The organism is Nocardiopsis sp. N85, assembly GCF_028882275.1.
Taxonomy (GTDB): Bacteria; Actinomycetota; Actinomycetes; order Streptosporangiales; family Streptosporangiaceae; genus Nocardiopsis; species Nocardiopsis lambiniae.
On sequence record NZ_JARBUT010000009.1, the window covers coordinates 1 to 19,453 of the forward strand.

At 70.7% G+C, this 19,453-nt stretch carries 10 protein-coding genes and 3 tRNA genes; 8 read left to right on the top strand and 5 right to left on the bottom strand.

The window, feature by feature from the left end; all coding sequences use genetic code 11:
- The first annotated feature begins 134 nt into the window (after positions 1 to 134).
- The 3 genes from PWG71_RS14245 (at position 135) to PWG71_RS14255 (ending at position 425) form a co-directional block, all read left to right on the top strand.
- Positions 135 to 207 (top strand) — tRNA-Gly (locus PWG71_RS14245).
- A 50-nt stretch (positions 208 to 257) separates the two neighbouring features.
- Positions 258 to 332: transfer RNA gene (locus PWG71_RS14250), tRNA-Cys, on the top strand.
- Between the two features lie 19 nt (positions 333 to 351).
- A tRNA-Val gene (locus tag PWG71_RS14255) sits at positions 352 to 425 on the top strand.
- A gap of 278 nt (positions 426 to 703) precedes the next feature.
- On the opposite strand, the gene PWG71_RS14260 is transcribed toward PWG71_RS14255, so the two are convergent.
- The 3 genes from PWG71_RS14260 to PWG71_RS14270 are packed head-to-tail and all read right to left on the bottom strand — an operon-like array spanning position 704 to position 2,642.
- Positions 704 to 1,918, bottom strand: a complete 1,215-nt coding sequence (locus PWG71_RS14260; RefSeq protein ID WP_274810189.1) for an acyl-CoA dehydrogenase family protein — start codon at positions 1,916 to 1,918, stop codon at positions 704 to 706.
- A gap of 18 nt (positions 1,919 to 1,936) precedes the next feature.
- Positions 1,937 to 2,302 (bottom strand): acyl-CoA dehydrogenase family protein, encoded by a 366-nt coding sequence (locus PWG71_RS14265; protein WP_274810190.1) that lies wholly within the window; start codon positions 2,300 to 2,302, stop codon positions 1,937 to 1,939.
- Complete coding sequence (locus tag PWG71_RS14270; protein WP_274810191.1) at positions 2,190 to 2,642, bottom strand: MerR family transcriptional regulator; 453 nt, start codon at positions 2,640 to 2,642, stop codon at positions 2,190 to 2,192. The genes PWG71_RS14265 and PWG71_RS14270 overlap by 113 nt, the downstream gene beginning before the upstream one ends.
- A gap of 65 nt (positions 2,643 to 2,707) precedes the next feature.
- Between PWG71_RS14270 and PWG71_RS14275 the strand changes: the two genes are divergently transcribed.
- Both PWG71_RS14275 and PWG71_RS14280 read left to right on the top strand, forming a co-directional pair.
- Positions 2,708 to 3,919 (top strand): MFS transporter, encoded by a 1,212-nt coding sequence (locus tag PWG71_RS14275; RefSeq protein WP_274810192.1) that lies wholly within the window; start codon positions 2,708 to 2,710, stop codon positions 3,917 to 3,919.
- A gap of 824 nt (positions 3,920 to 4,743) precedes the next feature.
- A complete protein-coding gene (locus PWG71_RS14280; protein ID WP_274810193.1) occupies positions 4,744 to 5,541 on the top strand; it encodes an SAM-dependent methyltransferase in 798 nt (265 codons plus the stop codon).
- Between the two features lie 3 nt (positions 5,542 to 5,544).
- Here the strand turns inward: PWG71_RS14280 and PWG71_RS14285 are convergent, their stop codons facing one another.
- A complete protein-coding gene (locus PWG71_RS14285; RefSeq protein ID WP_274810194.1) occupies positions 5,545 to 6,198 on the bottom strand; it encodes a response regulator transcription factor in 654 nt (217 codons plus the stop codon).
- Entirely contained in the window at positions 6,186 to 7,460 is a 1,275-nt protein-coding gene (locus PWG71_RS14290) for a sensor histidine kinase (RefSeq protein WP_274810195.1), read from the bottom strand. Before PWG71_RS14290 ends, PWG71_RS14285 begins: the two co-directional genes overlap by 13 nt.
- 226 nt (positions 7,461 to 7,686) lie before the next feature.
- On the opposite strand from PWG71_RS14290, the gene PWG71_RS14295 reads away from it, so the two are divergent.
- The 3 genes from PWG71_RS14295 to PWG71_RS14305 all read left to right on the top strand — a co-directional run bounded on the left by PWG71_RS14295 (position 7,687) and on the right by PWG71_RS14305 (position 19,430).
- Positions 7,687 to 7,956 carry a hypothetical protein gene (locus tag PWG71_RS14295; RefSeq protein WP_274810196.1) on the top strand — a complete coding sequence of 90 codons (270 nt, stop codon included), beginning with the start codon at positions 7,687 to 7,689 and terminating at the stop codon, positions 7,954 to 7,956.
- Positions 7,957 to 8,583: 627 nt separating this feature from the next.
- The gene (locus PWG71_RS14300; RefSeq protein WP_274810197.1) at positions 8,584 to 9,933 is read left to right on the top strand and encodes a serine hydrolase domain-containing protein; all 1,350 of its coding nucleotides are present in this window, start codon (positions 8,584 to 8,586) and stop codon (positions 9,931 to 9,933) included.
- A 68-nt stretch (positions 9,934 to 10,001) separates the two neighbouring features.
- Positions 10,002 to 19,430 carry a non-ribosomal peptide synthetase gene (locus PWG71_RS14305; RefSeq protein WP_274810198.1) on the top strand — a complete coding sequence of 3,143 codons (9,429 nt, stop codon included), beginning with the start codon at positions 10,002 to 10,004 and terminating at the stop codon, positions 19,428 to 19,430.
- The last annotated feature ends 23 nt before the right edge of the window (positions 19,431 to 19,453 follow it).

The following is a 19,453-nucleotide window of genomic DNA, read 5'->3' on the forward strand; positions in this document are numbered from 1 at the left end:
CAGCTGGTAGAGCATCACCTTGCCAAGGTGAGGGTCGCGGGTTCGAATCCCGTCGTCCGCTCGAAAACGATTCGACTCCGCCGCCGTGAGGTGGCAGAGTCGGGTCGGCTTCGGAACGTGGTTCCGTAGCGCATGCGGACGTGGCTCAGCTGGTAGAGCATCACCTTGCCAAGGTGAGGGTCGCGGGTTCGAATCCCGTCGTCCGCTCGGAGAGGCCCGCATGGGTGTCCACGAGGCGATTCCCCCATGCAGTTCCTGGCGGAGTGGCCGAGTGGTTGAGGCAAGGGACTGCAAATCCCTGCACACGGGTTCGATTCCCGTCTCCGCCTCCATGCACCTCATTTCCCATGAGGGCGGTTAGCTCAGTTGGTTAGAGCGCTACCTTGACACGGTAGAGGTCACAGGTTCGAATCCTGTATCGCCCACTTCACTCCGGAGCGGTCCTGCTCGGAGGCCCACGGCCTCCTCGCAGGGCCGCTTCGTCGTTTCCTCTGGGGGGACGCCCCGGCCCCCCGATGCGAGGCTTCGTCCCGCGGGTCATGGTCGGTTCACCCAGGGCCCACCGGCACCGCGAAGAGGCGGGCTCCCGAGGGAGCCCGCCTCTTCGTTCTCCCACCACGGCGGCGCACCGAGGGTGTTCGCTCGCACGCTCGGCCGGGGCATCCCGGCCGAGCGCCTCCGCGAACGGCTCCGAGCGGTCGGCCTAGTGTCCGCCGACCTCGGGGAACGAGGGACCGTCGAGCCCCGTCGGATCCCGGCCGAGCCCGGCCGGCGTCACCCAGTCGAACTCCCCATAGACCGCCGGTCCCAGGCCCATGCCTTCGGCGACCTGCTCACGCAGACGGTTGGAGGTGAACCCGCCGATGACGTTCATCTCGGCGTCCCGGTACAGACGCTCCACCTCATGGCCCTTGGTCACACCGGCCGCCCCGTGGATCTGCACGGCGCGCGTGACCACCTGGACGGCCATCTCGGTGGCGTAGATCTTGAGCTTGGCCATGAGGTCCCTGGCCGACCGTCCCGCGACACGCTCGCACAGGGCTCGGCGGGCCAGCGACCGGGTGGCGTCGATCTGGGCGCGGGAGTCGGCGAGCTGGGCCTGCACGCCCTCCATGTGGGCCAGAGGGCGGCCGAACGAGACCCGGTCCTTGGCGTGCCGTACGGAGGCCGCGAGAGCGGACTCGGCGATGGCGATGGCCGCGAACGAGATCTTCAGCCATCCCCACGCCATGCCCTCGGCCAGCTCGTGGAAGGGCACCGGCACGACGTCCCTCTCGGCGACGTGCGCGTCGGTGAAGACGATGCCGCCCCAGGGCATCCCCCGCAGCCCCATGTGGGGGATCTCGTAACGGCGGACTCCGGGTTGGTGCAGGTCCACGAAGGCGAGGCACCAGTCCGGGCCGTCATCCCCCGGGGACTTCTCCCGCCGGGCGAGGGTCACGGCCAGGTCGGCGCTGGGCGCGTTGGAGATGCGGGCCTTCTCACCGCTGATGTAGAAGCCTCCGCCGGGTGGCCCGGCGGGGCGCACCGAGGTACGGAAGGTGGCGGAGTCGCTGCCCGCCGTCGTCTCGACCACGGCGAAGCCGGCCGGCTTGCGACCGCTGAGCAGAGAACGGAGCAGCCCTTCGTGGTGATCGGGGTCGCCGTAGGTGGAGATCATCTTGGCGCACAACAACGCCGATACGGTCGCCGTCCAGTACGTGCCCGGACACGCTCGGGCCAAAGCCTCCATGGCCTGGGCCTGGGTCGCCCCGTTCGCGCCGACGCCACCGACCTCGGTGGAGTGGAACAGCCGCAGGTATCCGCTCTCGATGACCTCCGTCCAGCTCTGAGGTGGTATCCGCCCCTCCTCGTCGGTCTTGGCGGCCCGGGCGGCGATGCCGGGGAAACTCCATGTCGTGTCGTGCGTGGTCCACATCGGCTCCGGTCGTCATGTTCAACCACGTCCTGGGAGGGACGCCGCGATCACCGGTCGCAGCGCTTCGACGCCACCACCGGTTTCGGAGAAGAACAGCACGTCACGATGGGCTCGTGCCATCAGCCGGTCGTCGGTGAGGGCGAGCGGTCCGGAGAAGCGCACCGCTCCTTCGACGACCTCTCGGGCGGCGGACGCGACGAACAACCGGGTGGCCGCCGCGTCCTGGCGTGAGGCCCGGTCCCCGGCGTCGAACCGCCCGGCCGCCCGCCCCTCACAGGTCCGCGCGAGAGCCCACCGATTCCTCGGACGAGGTCGCGGCGGGGGTGGTGTCGGAGCCGGGGTCCGTCTCCGGCGCGTCCGGGCCTCGGCCACGGCGCACTTCATCGAGGTAGGCGGATATGGAGTCCCTGTTATGGACCAGGAACCGAATGCGCTCGTTCATCCGGTCGCACTCGCGTTCGAGCACGGCGATCGTCTCGGGCGTGGCATGGGAGACATAGATGGCGCGCGGCTGATCGAGGCACGGAAGGATCCGCTTGATGATCCTGGTCGGCAGACCGGCTTCGAGCAGTCCCTTGATCTGTAGGACACGGTCCACATAACGCTCGTCGTACTCCCGATAACCGTTGGGAGAGCGTTCGACGACGATCAGCCCTTGTTCTTCGTAGTAGCGGAGCAGTCGGCGGGACGTCCCGGTGCGTTCCGACAACTCACCGATGCGCATGTGGTCCACCTCACAAAGATGGCGATTGACCCTCACACTTATGGAAGGGTTTGAGGATACAGACCATGTCTACTTCCCATGTAGAAAAAATGGTCGACCCCTCCCCCGAAGGGGCGAAAGATCAGGGGCTCCCCTGGGTGCCATTGTTGGCCTTGGCCACGGCGGCCTTCGTCGGCATCCTGACCGAGGCGCTTCCGGCGGGAATGCTGCCCGAGATGAGCAGGAGCCTCTCGGTCAGCGAGTCCGCGATGGGCCAATCCCTGACGGTCTACGCGATCGCCTCCGCGATCACGGCGATCCCGCTGTTCGCTTTGACGGCGACATGGCGGCGCAAGCCGCTCCTGCTGGGAGCGATAGCCGCGATCGCCGTGTCCAATCTGGTCACGGCGGTCTCACCGGACTACCTGCTGACCATGGTGTTCCGATTCATCGGCGGAGTGGCCGCCGGTCTCATCTGGGCGTTGCTGGTCGAGTACGCCCGCCGCCTGGCGCCTCCCCACCTCCAGGGCAGGGCGATCGCCATCACCATGGGAGGTGTCCCCCTCGCGCTGTCGCTGGGCATCCCGGTGGGCACCTTCCTCAGCGGGTTCTTCGGCTGGAGGATGACGTTCCTCCTGGTCGCCTTCCTCGGTGTGATCCTGATGGGATGGGTCCTCGCGTCGGTTCCGGACCACGTGGGCAAGCGGGGAGAGCAGAGGGAGTCGGTTCTGAGCGCCCTCCTCCGTCCCGGCGTGGTGGCCGTCCTGTTCGTGGTCGCGGCCTACGTACTGGCCCACAACATTCTCTACACGTACATCGCCACGTTCCTCATCGAATACGAGATGGGATCGTCCATCGGCCTCGTGCTGCTGATCTTCGGCATCGCGTCCATGGTGAGCATCCTCATCGTCGGCGCCCAAGTGGACCGCCGACTGCGGGCCCTGACCATCACCAGCGCGATCCTGTTCGCGCTGGGGACCACGTTGCTGGCGGTGTTCGCCGACAGCAGCGTCCTGGTCTTCGTCGCGGCGGCCCTGTGGGGGCTCGGCTGGGGCGGCATCACCACCCTCATGCAGACCGCCGTGACCGATGCGGGAGGCGATTCCGCGCAGGCCCTGCTGGTCACCACATGGAACGGGTTCATGGCCGGGGGTGGGGCCGTCGGCGGCATCCTCCTCGAACTCTTCGGCCCGAGGTCCTTCCCATGGAGCGTTCTCCTGCTCCTGGTGCCGGTCCTGATCGTCGTGCTCCTCGCCCGCAAGCACGCCTTCCCCGCCAAGCGGCCCGGCATGGTCTGACCCCCACGGAGGCACCGGATGCGGGAATCCGGACCTCGGTACTCGTCGAAAGGCTCCGGCTCCAGTGAGATCACTGGGACCGGAGCCTTTTCCCAGGCCCGGCGTACCGTCCACCTTCCGGAACGCATCCGATATCACGATTTTCCGAAACCGATTCGCGAAAGTGAGATCGAGAACCTCCCGGAGCTTCATCCCATGATCCCTTGAGGATTCGCCCACCGGCTCTTCCAACGTGATGAATCGCGGGTTCGCGGTAGGCCGAGGAAACCCCTCTTCCGTGATCCCACTCGGGCTCCCCTTCGCGTGTACATGCCCGTGCGGAACAAGTCCCGTCACCCGGTGTCCTCGGCCCGAGCGCCGAGAGAAGGTCACCCGCATGGCCCACCGGGTACCGGGCACTCGTTCCCCGTTCCCGTTCCGCTTCGAAAGCACAACCCACGCCGTGAGGAGGTCCGGCCCCGACCGGGACACCGTCCCGTCCCGGGCGGCCGTGTCCCGGGGTTGGGCGAGGACCCGTACGACGACAGGACGCGGGCGGAGCCGGAGGGCGCCGTCGCCCAGGCCGCCCCGTCTGGGCGCGGGAGCCGCCCCGGACCGCCGAGATGGCGCCCGCCTCGACCCGCTCGGGGTCGCTCGGGGGCCGTGACGACGAGGAGTCCGTGTTCTCGCTCGACCTCGTCCTCGAAGGGCTGGAACGGCGCCAGGCGGAGCACGCACGTTCCGGACCGCCCGCTCCCACGGAGGGGAAGCCGGAGGCGCCAGGCCCTACCCGGTAAGGCTTCGCGCGCTCTATGCTGTGCGCCGGACCCGATCGGAAGGCAGTCATGTCGCACACTCCCCATCCCCTCATCGACGCCTCCCAGCCCCATTCCGCCCGTGTCTACGACTACTGGCTCGGCGGCAAGGACCACTATCCGGCCGACCGGGCGATGGGCGATCAGATCCTGTCGGTGCTGCCGATGATCGGTGAGATGGCGATCCAGAACCGGGCCTTCCTCCGGCGGACGGTGCGCTTCCTCGCCCGGGAGCGGGGCATCCGCCGGTTCCTCGACATCGGCACCGGGCTGCCCACCGCCGAGAACACCCACCAGGTGGCCCAGGCCGTCACCCCCGACGCGCGCATCGTCTACGTCGACAACGACCCCTTGGTCCTGACGCACGCGCGGGCCCTCTTGACGAGCACCCCGGAGGGGCGGACCGCCTACGTCGACGCCGACCTGCGCGACCCGGTCACCATCCTGCGCGAGGCCGTCGGGATCCTGGGCGACGACGAGCCGATCGGACTCGTCCTGCTCGGGATCCTCTTCCACATTCCCGACGACGAGGTGTACGACGTCGTCCGCACCCTGGTGGAGGCGCTGCCCTCCGGCAGCCACGTGATCCTCACCCACGCCACGAACGAGGCCACCGGCGAGGCGATGGAGGAGGCGGTGCGGCAGTGGAACGCCTCCTCCCCCGCCCCCATCACCCTGCGGAGCCCGGCGGAGATCGAACGGTTCCTGGAGGGGTTGGAGCCGGTCGACCCCGGACTGGTGTCGATCCCCCTGTGGCGGCCCGAGCCCTCGGAGGTCGGTGAGCCCCGGTTCATGGACGAGTTCGGCGTGGTCGCCCGCAAGCCGTGATCTTCAGCGGCCCGCGGCGTTGAGGTGGCGCAGGACCGCGGCGACACGCCGGTCGGAGCGGTCGTCCGGGGCCAGACCGAGCTTGCCGAAGATGTTGCGGATGTGCTTGTGCACCGCGCCCTCGGTGACCGTGAGCCGTTCCGCGATCGCCGTGTTGCCCAGGCCCTCCGCCATGAGGGCGAGCACGTCGCGCTCACGGCGGCTGAGCCGGTTCAGGGCGTCGTCGGCGTGTTTGCGGGCGAACAGTTGGGCGACCACCTCCGGGTCGATGGCGACCTCCCCGGCCGCGACCCGGTGCAGGGTGTCGAGGAACCGGTCGACCCGGCCGACCCGTTCCTTGAGCAGGTAGCCGATGCCCGAGGTTCCGCTCTCCATCAGCTCCGTCGCGAACGACCGCTCGACGTAGGCCGACAACACCAGGACCGGCAGCCCGGGGTGGGCGTTCCGGATGCGGACCGCCGCCCGGATGCCCTCGTCGGTGTGGGTAGGGGGCATTCGGACGTCGATGACGGCGATGTCGGGCTCGTGCCGGATCACCGCCTCCACCAGGGCGTCGGGTTCCCCGACGGCCGCCACGATCTCCAGCCCCTCGCCCCGGAGCAGGGCGGCCATCCCCTCTCGGAGCAGGGCGTCGTCCTCGGCGATCACGATCCGCACGGCAGCTCCGCGCGAACGTCGGTCGGCCCGCCCTCGGGGCTGTGGACGGTGAGCGAGCCGTCGTGCGCCTCCACCCGGCGGCGGATACCGGTCAGCCCGCTTCCCGCGTGTTCGGTGGCACCGCCCCGGCCGTCATCGTGGACGTGGACGTACAAGGTGTCTCCTTCTCTGACGACGCGCACCCGCGCGCGTCGGGCATCGCTGTGCCGGGTGACGTTGGTGACCGCCTCGGCGACGGTGAAGTAGACCGTCGCCTCGATGGACGAGGCGAGGGGGGCCACGTCCCCGACCTCGACCGTGCAGGAGACCGAGCAGCCGGCCGCCAGGGCCCCGAGGGCGCCTTCGAGGTCGTGGCTCTCCAGGATCGGCGGCAGGATGCCGCGCACGAGACCGCGCAGTTCGGCCAGGGCGTCCTCGGCGGCGGCCTGGGCACGTTCCAGGGCCGCGTCGACCCGAGCGGGGTCGGTGCGCAGGGCCCGGCGTGCGGCGCCCACCTGGATGATGACGGCGACCAGTCGGCTCTGCGCGCCGTCGTGCAGGGAACGCTCGATACGGCGGAGTTCGGTGGTGTGCGACCGGAGGGCGGCGGCCCTGGTCGCGGTCAGCTCGGTGATGCGCTCGTACAGGACGGCACGGGAGTGCGGTCCCAACAGGCGGTGCCCCGGCCATGCCTGGAGGCGGGCCAGCGCCGGCTCGGCTCCGAAGGCGATCGCGGCCCAGGCCACTCCCAGCAGACCCACCGCCGCGGCCGTGTACCAGTCGTGGACGGGTATTCCGATGGAGGCGCCCGCGGTGTCGGGGGGCAGCAGGCGCCACCACAGGGGGAAGGTGGCGTCCCGGACGGCGATCACCGGGAGCAGTACTCCCAGGACCCCGGTGAGGAACCCCAGGGTGGAGTGGCAGACCAGCCAGCACAGGTCCCGGCGGACCTGAACGTCTCCGACGAGGGCGCGCAGCGCCCCGGACACGGTGGCGCGGTCGGTGGCCGGGGGAGGCGACGGAGCGGACCACCCCCAGCGGGTGAGGCGGTGGCGTTCCCGATCGGCGACCGCGCGCAGCAGGCGCAGGGCGGCGGGGAGCAGGAGCAGACCGACGCCGGCGAGCGAGGCGAGGAGTACGGCGCCGATCACCGCCAGGGAGAACAGGGCCATCACTGCGGTGATCAGCCCGCCGGCGAGGCGTTCCAGGCTGAGGAACATGTTGTTGAGCCCGGTGCGCACCAGTTCCCGGAACAGACCGGTGTCGTCGTCCGTGGGGGGCATGTTCACTTCCTGGCGGGGGCCGGTTCGGCGCAACCCTACCGGCTGGGAACGCCCGGCGGAGGAGGCGACGGGGAAGAGTACAGCCTGCTGTACCCGAGGTGTTCAGTGCGCGGGATCGCCTCGGCGGAGGTCGGGCTCCTAGGCTCGTCATCGTTGGCGGCAGGGACCCGTACGGCCGTGCCGTGTCCCACCCACCCCGGCCTCCGGGCCCTTGGAGTTGAAGCAGATGAGCGACCCCTACCGCTTCTCGCGGAGTTCCGGAGACCCCCGCCCATCGCGACAGGACGGCGCCCCCACCCCAGGGGGCCGACTCGCGGTGCGCGCCTCGCTGTGGCTGCTGATCATCCTCGGCGCCACGGCCAACGCGGTCACCTCCTTCGGCGGATTCCATCCGCTGATCAGCGTGGCCTTCGGGTTGTCGACCGTGCTGTGCATAGTCCTGCTGGTCATGCACCATCTGCGCCACCGCAGACGGCACAACCCATCGGACAGATAAAGAAAAACCCTTTATCTTTTCCTGAGTAGAGCATCTCTGCCATCCGGCGACCCCGGATGGCTTTTTTCTTTTGTGGCCACTTTCGGCCACCCCGAGAAGCGACTCATTACTCTACTCTCACGAAACATCTCTCAGCGTGACAATCCGTGAATGCACGGCCCCCAGGCGAAACAACGTGCCCTCTGACCAGCGATTCTCACCACGCCATTCGAGCAGAACGCCCAAAAAGGTGACTCAAGTCACAAGGAAGCTTCGGGCACCCCCCGACCCCAGTCGATATGACCACATAAGACCAGTTCAGAGCGGATGTCAGCACCCAGGGGACTTCGCCTCAACGCCTCCGGCGAGCAGCGGGCGATCTCTGGGAGAGCAGTAAACAAATGAACAGTGTCAGGTTTTCATACACCTACCCGGCAACCAGCGAAGACCACGATCACGGCACATTAACGGGCGATTAACCATCGCATCGAAGTGTGCTCCCATGTGCATGTTGAGGCATGAGCCGCATCCCTTGACTCGTCCGGAAGGGATAGTGAAGTATCTGCCTGTCGGTATTGCTGACTACACCCTCGATCATCGCAAAACTCAGGCGGACTATCCATTCTCCGAAACACGACAGGAGCCGACGTGAGAAGAGACCTTTCGCGCCTGTTCGAGGGCCTCGCCCACGATTCCCTGGTGCCGGGGGCCCAACTGTCCCTGTATCACGGGGGCGAACTGTACGAACTCACCACGGGTGTCGAGCGGGCCGGCACGGAGCGCCCCGTGACCCCGCGCTCGCGCTTCGCCTACGGATCGGTCTCCAAGGTCTTCACGGCCGCCCTGATCATGCAGTCCGTCGAGGACGGCGACCTCGATCTCGACACCCCCGTCATGGACCTCCTGCCCGGGCTCAGGGCCGCCGGCGACAGGCCGACGATGACCACCCGTCAGCTCCTCAGCCACACCGCGGGGCTGATCTCCGACCACGACGAGGGGCCGGTCCGGTCCGCCTCCCTGCGCCGGCAGGCGCTGTCCCTGCTGGAGCAGGGCCGGGTCGCCGACCCCGGGAACGCCTTCTCCTACTCCAACAGCGGTTACTCCCTGGCCGCCTACCTGGTGGAGACCGTCACCGGCCAGAGCTGGTGGGAGACATTGGAATCGCACCTTCTCGCACCCGCCGGACTGGACACGGTCTTCGTGTACGACGCCCGCGACCCCGGTGCCCGACCCGAGATCGTCAGCGGCCACGCCGTGGACCTCCCCTCGGGAACGGTCGAGCCGGTGGACTTCCACGTGGAGCCCGCGCTGGCCCCCGCGGGCGGGCTGGCGGGGAGCGCCACCGACCTGGTGAACTTCGCGCGGGCCTTCATGACGCCCGACGACGCCGCCCTGCACATCGACATCGCCGACCCGAGCGTGCTGCACGAGATGGGCCGCTCGGTACCGGCGGCCGACCCCTTCGGGCTGGCCGACGGCTGGGGCGCGGGCTGGGCCCTGCACCTGGCGGGCGACCGGCTCTGGTACGGCCACGACGGCACGCTCGACGGCGGCACCTGCGACCTGCGGGTCGACCCCGAAGGGCGCACCGCCCTGGCGCTGACCACGAACGGCACCTCGGGGCTGCGCATGTGGGAGGACCTGGTGTCCGGCCTGCGGGATCTGGGCGTGGACGTGGGGCACTACCGGCACCCGGTCCGGCACCGGCGGAGCACGGTCCCCGGTGAGGAGATCACCGGCCGGTACGTCAACGGCGATCTGCGCGTGGACGTCACCCGGCTGGGCGACGGATTCTGGTTCGGCCTGGCCGACGGGTTCTCCGGTCCGCTCGACCCGGCCTCCGACCAGCACTTCTCCGTCACGGTGGGCGATCTCGGCGGCATGTCCTTCAACGGCCGCTTCCTGCGCGACCCGCACGCTCCCGAGGTCGTCACGGCCATGCAGTACAACGGCCGGTCTCTGCGCAGGACCCCCCTCCCGGTCCGCGCCAGGACCTGACCCCCTCCCCTCCCCCTCGGGCCCCGCCACCGGCCTGTCCTCGATTTCGAATCCCAGGAGCAGTGATCGTGTCGTCCCCCCAGGCCCCGGCCGCCCGCACCTTCCCGGAACTGTTCGCCGCCCGGGCCGCCCGCCGCCCCGAGGCGACGGCGTTGGTGACCGAGAGCGGGACGCTCACCTACGCGAGCCTCGCCGAACTGGTCGAGCGCCGGGCCCGCGGACTCCTCCTCCACGGTGTCCGTCCCGGGGACATCGTCGGTGTGCACCTCGAACGCGGCCGGGACACGGTGGTGTCACTACTCGCGATCATGCGGGCGGGAGCGGCCCATCTCCCCCTGGACCCCGCCTACCCGGCCGAACGGCTCGCGTACATGATCACCGACTCCGGGGCCGGGACGGTGATCACCGCGAACGCGGTGTCGACGCCCCTTCCCGACGGGGTCCGGGCCCTGACCACCGCCGAGGCCGACGCGGGCGCCGGAGCCGTCGGGAACACCGCTCCGACGGACGCACGCCCGCTGCCCGACGACATCGCCTACGTCATCTACACCTCCGGATCCACCGGACGGCCCAAGGGCGTCCTGGTCACCCATCGGGGCATCGGCGACCTGGCGGCCACCCAGCGGGTCCGCATGGAGGTGACCGTCGACTCCCGGATCCTCCAGTTCGCCTCGCCCAGCTTCGACGCCTCGGTGTTCGAGGTGTGCATGGCCCTCCTCAACGGGGCCGCCCTGGTCGTCCTCCCCCGTCCGAGACTCCTGGGCGAGGAGCTGATCTCCTCCCTGCGGGAGCACCGGATCACCCATGTGACCCTGCCCCCGGCCGTCCTGCCGGGGTTGTCGCCGACCGACCTGACCGGACTGCGGGCGGTGATGGTGGCGGGCGAGGCGTGCCCGAGCGAGATCGTGAACCTGTGGTCGCGCGGCCGGCGGATGTACAACGGGTACGGGCCCACGGAGACCACCGTGTGCGCGACGATGAGCGCACCCCTGTCCGGGAACGACGTGCCGCCGATCGGTCGCGCGGTCGACGGCACGACCGTCCACGTGCTGGACGAGCGGCTGCGTCCGGTACCGGAGGGCGGCATCGGCGAACTGTACATCTCCGGTGCCGGTCTGGCCCGCGGTTACCACGGCCGGGCGGGGCTGACCGCCGAGCGCTTCGTGCCCGACCCGTTCGGCCCGCCCGGTTCCCGCATGTACCGCTCCGGCGACGTGGTGCGCCTGCGTCCCGACGGCGACCTGGAGTTCCGCGGCAGGAGCGACCACCAGGTGAAACTGCGCGGTTTCCGCATCGAGCCGGGGGAGATCGAGGACGCCGCCACCCGGGTGCCCGAGGTGGCCACCGCGGCGGTTCTCGTACGCGAGGACCGGCCCGGGATCCGCCGTCTCGTCGCCTACGTGGCCGGGGAGCCGCACGGCCCGGCACCCGACGGGGAACGGGTGCGCGCGGCCCTGGCCGAGCGGCTGCCCGACCACATGGTCCCTTCCGTCGTCGTGGCGCTGCCCGCCCTGCCCACCACGCCCAACGGGAAGATCGACCGCGCCCTGCTGCCCGCCCCCGACGAGGCCGCCCCGGAGCCGGAGTACACGGCGCCGCGCGACGACACCGAGCGGGTGGTCTGCGAGGAGTTCGCCGCCGTCCTGTGTCTGGACCGGGTGGGCGCGCACGACGACTTCTTCTCCCTGGGCGGTGATTCCATCCTCGCCGTCCGCGCGTTGTCCCGCATCGACGCCCGGCTCGGGACCGCCTTGGACCGACGGTCGGTGTTCGCCCACCCCACCCCGGCCCGGCTGGCCTCCGAGGGTGTCGGCGGCACGGACGCCACCCGTCCGATCACCCGCGTCGACCGGGGCCGTCCCCTGCCCCTGTCCGCCGCGCAGCGCCGCCTGTGGTTCCTTCACCAGCACCACCGGGGCGGCGCCGAGTACCACACGGGGAGCGCCCACCGGCTGACCGGGAAACTCTCGGTACCCGCTCTCCAGGACGCGCTCACCGGCCTGCGACGGCGGCACGAGATCCTGCGCACCACCTACGCCACCACCGATGAGGGGCCGGTCCAGGTGATCGGCGAGCCCTCGGAGGGCGGCGCCCCGCTGTCCCACCTCGACCTGGCCGGAACCGGCGATCTCGGGGAACGACTGGAGAAGGTGCTCACCGCCGAGGTGGAGCGGCCCTTCGACCTCGGGGAGGGCGGCCCGTTCCGGGCCCTGCTGGTCCGGCTCGGCGAAGACGACCACCTCCTGGTGCTGAGCTTCCACCACATCGCCTGCGACGGCTGGTCCGTGGACCTCCTGGCCCGGGACCTGACCGCTCTGTACCGAGACCGGACCCGCGGCCGGTCCACGGCCGAGCCCGAAGCGGACCGGTTGGACTACGCCGACTTCGCGGTGTGGGAACAGGGCCGATGGGACGGGCCGGACGCGGACGGGCGCCTGGCGTACTGGAGGCGCGAACTCGACGGGGCGCGCCCCTTGGAGGTCCCCTGCGACCGCCCCAGGCCGACGGTCCGGACCACGGCGGGCGCGGTGCACCGCCTGGACCTCGGTCCCGTTCTGACGGACGCGCTCAAGGAAGCGGGAAGGCGGCGCGGTTCCACCCTGTTCACCACGCTCACCGCGCTCACCCAGCTGCTGCTGTCCACCGCCTCGGGATCCGTGGACGTCACCCTCGGGGTGGCGTCGGCCGGACGCGACCACCACCAGGTGGACGACGTGGTCGGGTTCTTCGTCAACCCCCTGGTGATCAGGTCGCGGATCGACCCCGCCTCGACCCTCGGAGGGGTCGCGGACGGGGTGCGCTCCACCGTTCTCACCGCCTTCGAGCACGAAATGCCCTTCGAGCGGGTCGTGGACGCGGTGGCCACCGAACGCGATCCGGGCCGTACCCCCCTCTTCCAGGCTCTGATGGTGCTCCAGAACGCTCACTCGGGGAGGCTGGACCTGCCCGGCCTCCAGGTACGGCCGGTGGACCTGCCCCGGACCTCGTCCCTGTTCGACCTGGTCTTCGAGTTCACCGAACGCGACGGAGGCCTGCGACTGGCCCTGGAGTACAACACCGACCTGTACGACCAGGAGCGGATCGCCGGCCTCGCCCGGGGCCTGCGGTCGATCGCGGAGCTGCTGGCGAACGCGCCGGAGACCGCCGTGGCCCGGATCGACGTCCGCGGCGACGATGAACGGCGGGTCCTGGCCTCCCGTGAGGGGGGCGGGCCCGAGGGGTCGGTGCCGACCCTTCCCGAGGCGTTCGCGGCGCAGGTCGCACGGGCCCCGGAGGCCACGGCCGTGTCCGGCCCGGACGGGGAGCTGACCTACGCCGAACTCGACGCGGCCTCCTTCGCCCTGGCCGCCCGGCTGCGCGCGCACGGCGCGGGCGACGAGTCGCCCGTCCTGGTGGTGCTGGAGCGGGGGGTGAGCGTGGTGACCGCGATGCTCGCGGTCGTGCGCGCGGGCGCGGCCTACGTGCCGGTGCACGTGAACGACCCGGTCGAGCGGGTGGCACGGCTGGCCGAGGAGACCGGGGCGGTCTGTGCGATCGCCGACGCGGCCTCGGCCGACCGGGTGCCGGCCCGTCCCGGACTGACCGTCATCGACCCCGACGGCGGCCCGGTGCCCCCGGACGGGGCCCCGGTGCGCGTTCACCCGAAGAGCCTGGCCTACGTGATGTTCACGTCCGGGTCCACGGGCACCCCCAAGGGCGTGGCGGTCGCCCACGACGACATCGTCCGGCTGGCCCGGGACCGGCGCTGGCGGGGCGGTGGACACGACCGGCTCCTCTTCCACTCCTCACACGCGTTCGACGCGGCCACCTACGAGATCTGGGTGCCGTTGCTGAACGGGGGGACGGTCGTGGTGGCCCCGCCCGGACACCTGGACGCCGAGGGGTTCGCCGCCGTGGTCGCCCGACACGGCGCCACCGGGACGTTCGTGACGTCATCGCTGTTCAACCTGTACGCATCGCAGGATCCGGCCTGTTTCTCGGGTCTGCGCGAGGTGCTCACCGGTGGTGAGGCCGCCAACCCGGGCGCCGTGGAGCGGGTGCGGCGTGCGTGCCCGGGGACCCTCGTCTCCAACGTGTACGGTCCGACCGAGACCACCACGTACGCCACGACGTTCACGGTGGAGGGGGAGGGCCCGGTCCCGACGCCGGTCCCGATCGGCGACCCGCTGGACGGGACACGGGTGTGCGTGCTGGACCCGCTGCTGCGCCGTACACCCGAGGGCGCCGTGGGCGAACTGTACATCGGCGGCGCGGGGGTGGCGCGCGGGTACCGGGGCCGTCCGGGGACCACCGCGGAGCGTTTCGTGGCCGACCCGTTCGGCTCCGGCGAACGCCTGTACCGCACCGGCGACCTGGTCCGATGGAACCGCGACGGACGGTTGGAGTACACGGGCCGCGCCGACGCGCAGGTGAAACTGCGGGGCTTTCGGATCGAGCCGGGCGAGGTGGAGGCCGCCCTGCTGCGCAGCCCACAGGTCGCCGAGGCGGTGGTGCTCGTGCACCGCTCGGAGAGCGGCGCGCGGCGACTGGTCGGCTACGTGGTGGGGGCGGCGGGGCCGATCACCGAGGCCGGGGCCGAAAGGCTGCGCGAAGCCCTGACGCGAGAGCTTCCGGCGTACATGGTGCCCGGTGTCCTGGTCCCGCTCGACGCGATGCCGTTGAACGCCAACGGCAAGGTGGACCGGCGGGCACTGCCCGAGCCGCCCTCCGACGGCGGGGAGAGGGCCTTCACGGCTCCGCGTTCGGAGAGGGAACGGGCGCTGACCGAGGTGTTCGCCTCCGTGCTCGGAGCCGACCGGGTCGGCGTGCACGACGACTTCTTCGCCCTGGGCGGCGACTCCATCCTGAGCATCCAGGTCGTCTCCCGCGCCCGACGCTCCGGCCTCACCCTCACCTCACAACAGGTCTTCTCCCACCCCACCGTGGCCGCACTCGCCGCGGTCGCCACCACCGACGACCACCACGAACGCCCCCGCCTCGGACCGACCACCGGACCCGTCACCCCCACCCCCATCATGCGCTGGTTCCTGCGAACGCATCCCGTCGCCCCGGAGCACTTCAACATGTCGGTGCTGCTGGACCTGGCGGAGGACACCGACGCCGGCGCGCTGGTACGGGCGGTGGACGCCCTGGTCGCACACCACGACATGCTCCGGTTGTGCATGGACGCCGACGGCGCCTTCCGGATCGCCGGGGTGGACGAGGTGGAGCCGTCGGTGGAGACGGTCGACCTCTCCGGAACGGAGCGGGAACGGGTCGACGACGTGATCTCCGAACACGTCCGGCGGGTCCAGGCCGGGCTGGAACCGGCGGTCGGACGGATGCTGCGGGCGGTGTTGTTCACCGGTGACGAAGCACCCTCCCGACTCCTGATCGTGGCCCACCACCTCGTCGTGGACGGCGTCTCCTGGCGCATCCTCCTCGAAGACCTCACCACCGCCCACCACCAGCTCACCACCGGCACCCCCCTCGACCTCGGCCCCCGCACCACCCCCTTCCCCACCTGGGCCGACCACCTCACCACCCTCACGACCAACGGCCACTTCAACGACGAGACCGACCACTGGAACACCCTCGCCCACACCCCCACCGACCTCCCCCACGACCACCACCACAACGGCGACGGCAACGGCAACGGCACCATCGCGACCCAGCGGAGCGTGTCGGGGCGGTTGTCGCCCGAGGTCACCCGGGCGCTGTTGCGGGAGGTGCCGCCGGTGTTCCGCACCCGGGTCAACGACCTCCTGCTCGCCGCACTCGGCCGGGTGCTCGGTGAGTGGACCGGGCGCGAACGCCTCCTGGTCGACCTGGAGGGACACGGCCGCGAGGACCTGTCCGCCGATCCGTCCGCCGACCTGGACCTGTCCCGCACCGTCGGCTGGTTCACCACCCTCTTCCCCGTCGCCCTCACCTCCCACCCCGACTGGGAACAACAGATCAAGACCACCAAGGAGATGCTCCGCTCCGTCCCCCGCCACGGCATCGGCTTCGGCGCACTGCACCACCTCGGACCGGGACTGGAACACACCCCCCAACCCCGGATCTCCTTCAACTACCTCGGCCGATTCGACACCGGGGTACCGGAGGAGGCGCCTTACACCGCCATGACCCTGGGCGGGGCCGATGACGCCGACGCCGATCGGGCGCACCTGATCGACGTGGTCGGTCGGGTGGTGGACGAACGGTTGACCCTCGACCTGGCCTACTCCGACCGGGTGCACACCGAGGACACCGCACGTGGTCTGTTGGAGTCGCTGGCGACGGCGGTGGACGACCTGGTGGACTTCTGTCTGGGCGAGGGCGTCGGTGGAGCCACACCCTCCGACTTCCCCCTCGTGGAACTGGACCAGCAGACCCTCGACCGCCTCGTCACCCCCCACGTCCAGGACGTCCTCCCCCTCACCCCCATGCAACAGGGCATGCTGTTCCACTCCCTGTTGGACGACGGATCGTCCTATCTGGAGCAGATCGTGGTCCGGCTCGAAGGCGTCGACTCCCCCGAAAAACTCGCCGACGCCTGGCGACGCACCTACGAGGCCACCCCCGCCCTACGCGCCGTCCCCGCCTGGGAAGGACTCACCACCCCCGTCCAACTCATCACCGACACCACACCACTCCCCATCACCATCGAAGACCTCTCCCACCTCAACGGACCCGAACAGGAAAACGCCCTCCAAGCGTTCACCGACCACGACCGCACCACCGGAATCGACCTGACCACCGGACCCCTCATGCGCATCGGGGTCGTCCGCCTCTCCCCCACCCGCACCGCCGTCACCTGGACCTTCCACCACCTCCTCCTCGACGGATGGAGCCTGCCCCTGATCCTGGACGACGTCTTCACCGCCTACCGGGACCAACCCCTGCCCGCACGCCCCGCCTTCCGCGACCACCTCCACTGGCTCGCCCGACAGGACACCGAAACCGGACTCGCCCACTGGCGCGACACCCTCACCGGCATCGACGAACCCACCCCGCTCCCCTACGACCGCACACCCGAGGACGTGCGGACCGCCCGTTCCCGGGTCCGGGTGGAGACCCACCTCGACGAGGAGCGCTCCGCCTCCGTGCACCGGTTCGCGCGGGAGCACGGACTCACCGTGAACGCCCTCGTCCAAGGCGCCTGGGCCCTACTCCTGTCCGCCCACTCCGGCCGCACCGACACCGTCTTCGGCGCCACCACCTCAGGACGCCCCGCCGACCGACCCGACATCGAGAACGCCGTCGGCATCTACATCAACACCCTCCCCGTCCGCGTCCGCGTCACCCCCCACACCCCCGTCACCACCTGGCTCCGCGAACTCCAGGACCGTCAGGTGACCGCACGCCGGTACGACCACCTGCCGCTGTCCCGCATCCAGGGAGAAGCGGGGCTACCCGGTGACACGCAGCTGTTCGACAGCATCGTGGTGTTCGAGAACTACCCCGTGAACGCCGAGACCGCCCGCCGCCACGGCATCGAGATCCTCGACGTCACCGCCGAGGAGGCCACCAACTACCCGCTCGCGCTCAGCGCGTACGCGACGGAGAGGATCCGTCTGATCATCGGCTACGAACCCGATCACTTCGACCGGGACACGGCCCTGAGGCTGTTGGACGACCTGTCGACCGTTCTCGGATCACTGGTCCTGGACCCGGAGCGGCCCCTGGGCGCGGTGACGGGCGCGGACGCCTCCGCCACCAGCGCCTTCACCGACGGGGGCACCCTGGCGGTGCCCGACCTGACGGTGCCCGAGCTGTTCGCCGAACAGGTGCGCGCCCGGCCCGACGCGGTCGCGCTCGTCGGCGCCGACCGGGAGTGGACCTACGCCGAACTGGACCGACGCTCCGACGAGATCGCCGGGCATCTGCGCGCCCACGGGGCCGGTCACGAGTCCCGCGTGTTCCTGTCCCTGCCGCGCTCGCCCCGAGTCGTCGTCGCGATGCTCGGGGTCCTCAAGGCGGGGGCGACCTACGTTCCGCTGCACGACTCCGTCCCCGCCGAGCGGGTGGCCGCCCTGGCCGCCGGCAACGGTGTGGACATCGCGATCACCGACCCCGTGTCGGCGGACCTCTACACCGGGTCGGTCCCGATCACCGTCCACGGTTACGGCCCCGAGGGGATCACCCTCCTCGCCGAGCGCCCCGGAGTGGAGCGGGACGTACGGCCCGGACGGGCCCGGCCGGCCTCGGCCGCCTACGTGATGTTCACGTCCGGGTCCACGGGCACGCCCAAGGGCGTCGTGGTCGACCACCGCAACATCGTGGCGTTCACCCGGGACGGCCGCTGGGGCCGGGGACACGATCGGATCCTGTTCCACTCCCCGCACGCCTTCGACGCGGCCACCCACGAGATCTGGACGCCGCTCCTCAACGGCGGCACCGTGATGGTGGCCCCCGAACAGGGCGTCACCGCCGACATGATCCGGGCCGGCGTGCGCGACCACGGGGTGACGGCGGTCTTCCTGACCACGGCGTTGTTCAACCTCTTCGCCGGGCAGGACCCCGGCTGCTTCGCCGGGCTGCGACAGGTGTGGACCGGCGGTGAGGCCGCCGACCCGGCCTCCTTCTCCCGTGTCCTGCGGGCGTGCGGGGACACCCGGGTCGTGCACGTCTACGGGCCGACCGAGACCACCACGTTCGCGACCTGCGCCCCGATCGGCGCGGACCTGGCCGAAGCCGGGGAGTGCCCGATCGGCGCCCCGATGGACGGTACCCGCACCCACATCCTGGACGCGGCCCTGCGGCCGGTGCCCGTCGGCGCGGTCGGTGAGCTGTACATCGCCGGGGACGGTGTGGCACGCGGCTACGACCGCCGCCCGGCGGCGACGGCCGAACGTTTCGTGGCCGACCCCTTCGGCTCCGGAGGGCGCCTCTACCGCACCGGTGACCTGGTGCGATGGCGGAAGGACGGGCTGATCGAGTTCGTCGGCCGCGCCGACGGCCAGATCAAGCTCCGCGGCCATCGGATCGAACTCGGGGAGATCGAGGCCGCCCTGGCGAACGCGCCGGGCGTCGCCCAGGCCGCGGCGACCGTCGTGGCCGCGCCGTCCGGGGCGCGGTCCCTGGCCGGGTACCTGACGGAGGCCGTCCCCGGCACGCTGGACACCGCCGCGGTGACCGCGGAACTGGCCAGGACGCTGCCCGCCTACATGATCCCCTCGTCCCTGACCGTCCTGGCGTCGCTCCCCCTCAACGCCAACGGCAAGGTCGACCGGCGGGCGCTGCCCGCACCGGCCGACCCCCGGCCCGAGGAGACCGACTACGCCGCCCCGGAGACCCCCACCGAGGAGCTGGTGGCCGAGGTCTGGTCCACCGTGCTCCGCCGGGACCGGGTCGGCCGTGACGACAACTTCTTCGACATCGGCGGCGACTCGGTGAAGAGCATCCAGGTCGTCGGTGAGATCCGGCGGATCCTCGACGTCACCGTGCCCACCCGGGCGCTGTTCGATCACCAGACGGTCCGGTCCTACGCCCGGGCGGTCGAGGACGGGCTGCTGGGCTCGTCGGCGCACTGAACCCCTTCGGGGGCGCGGTCGGC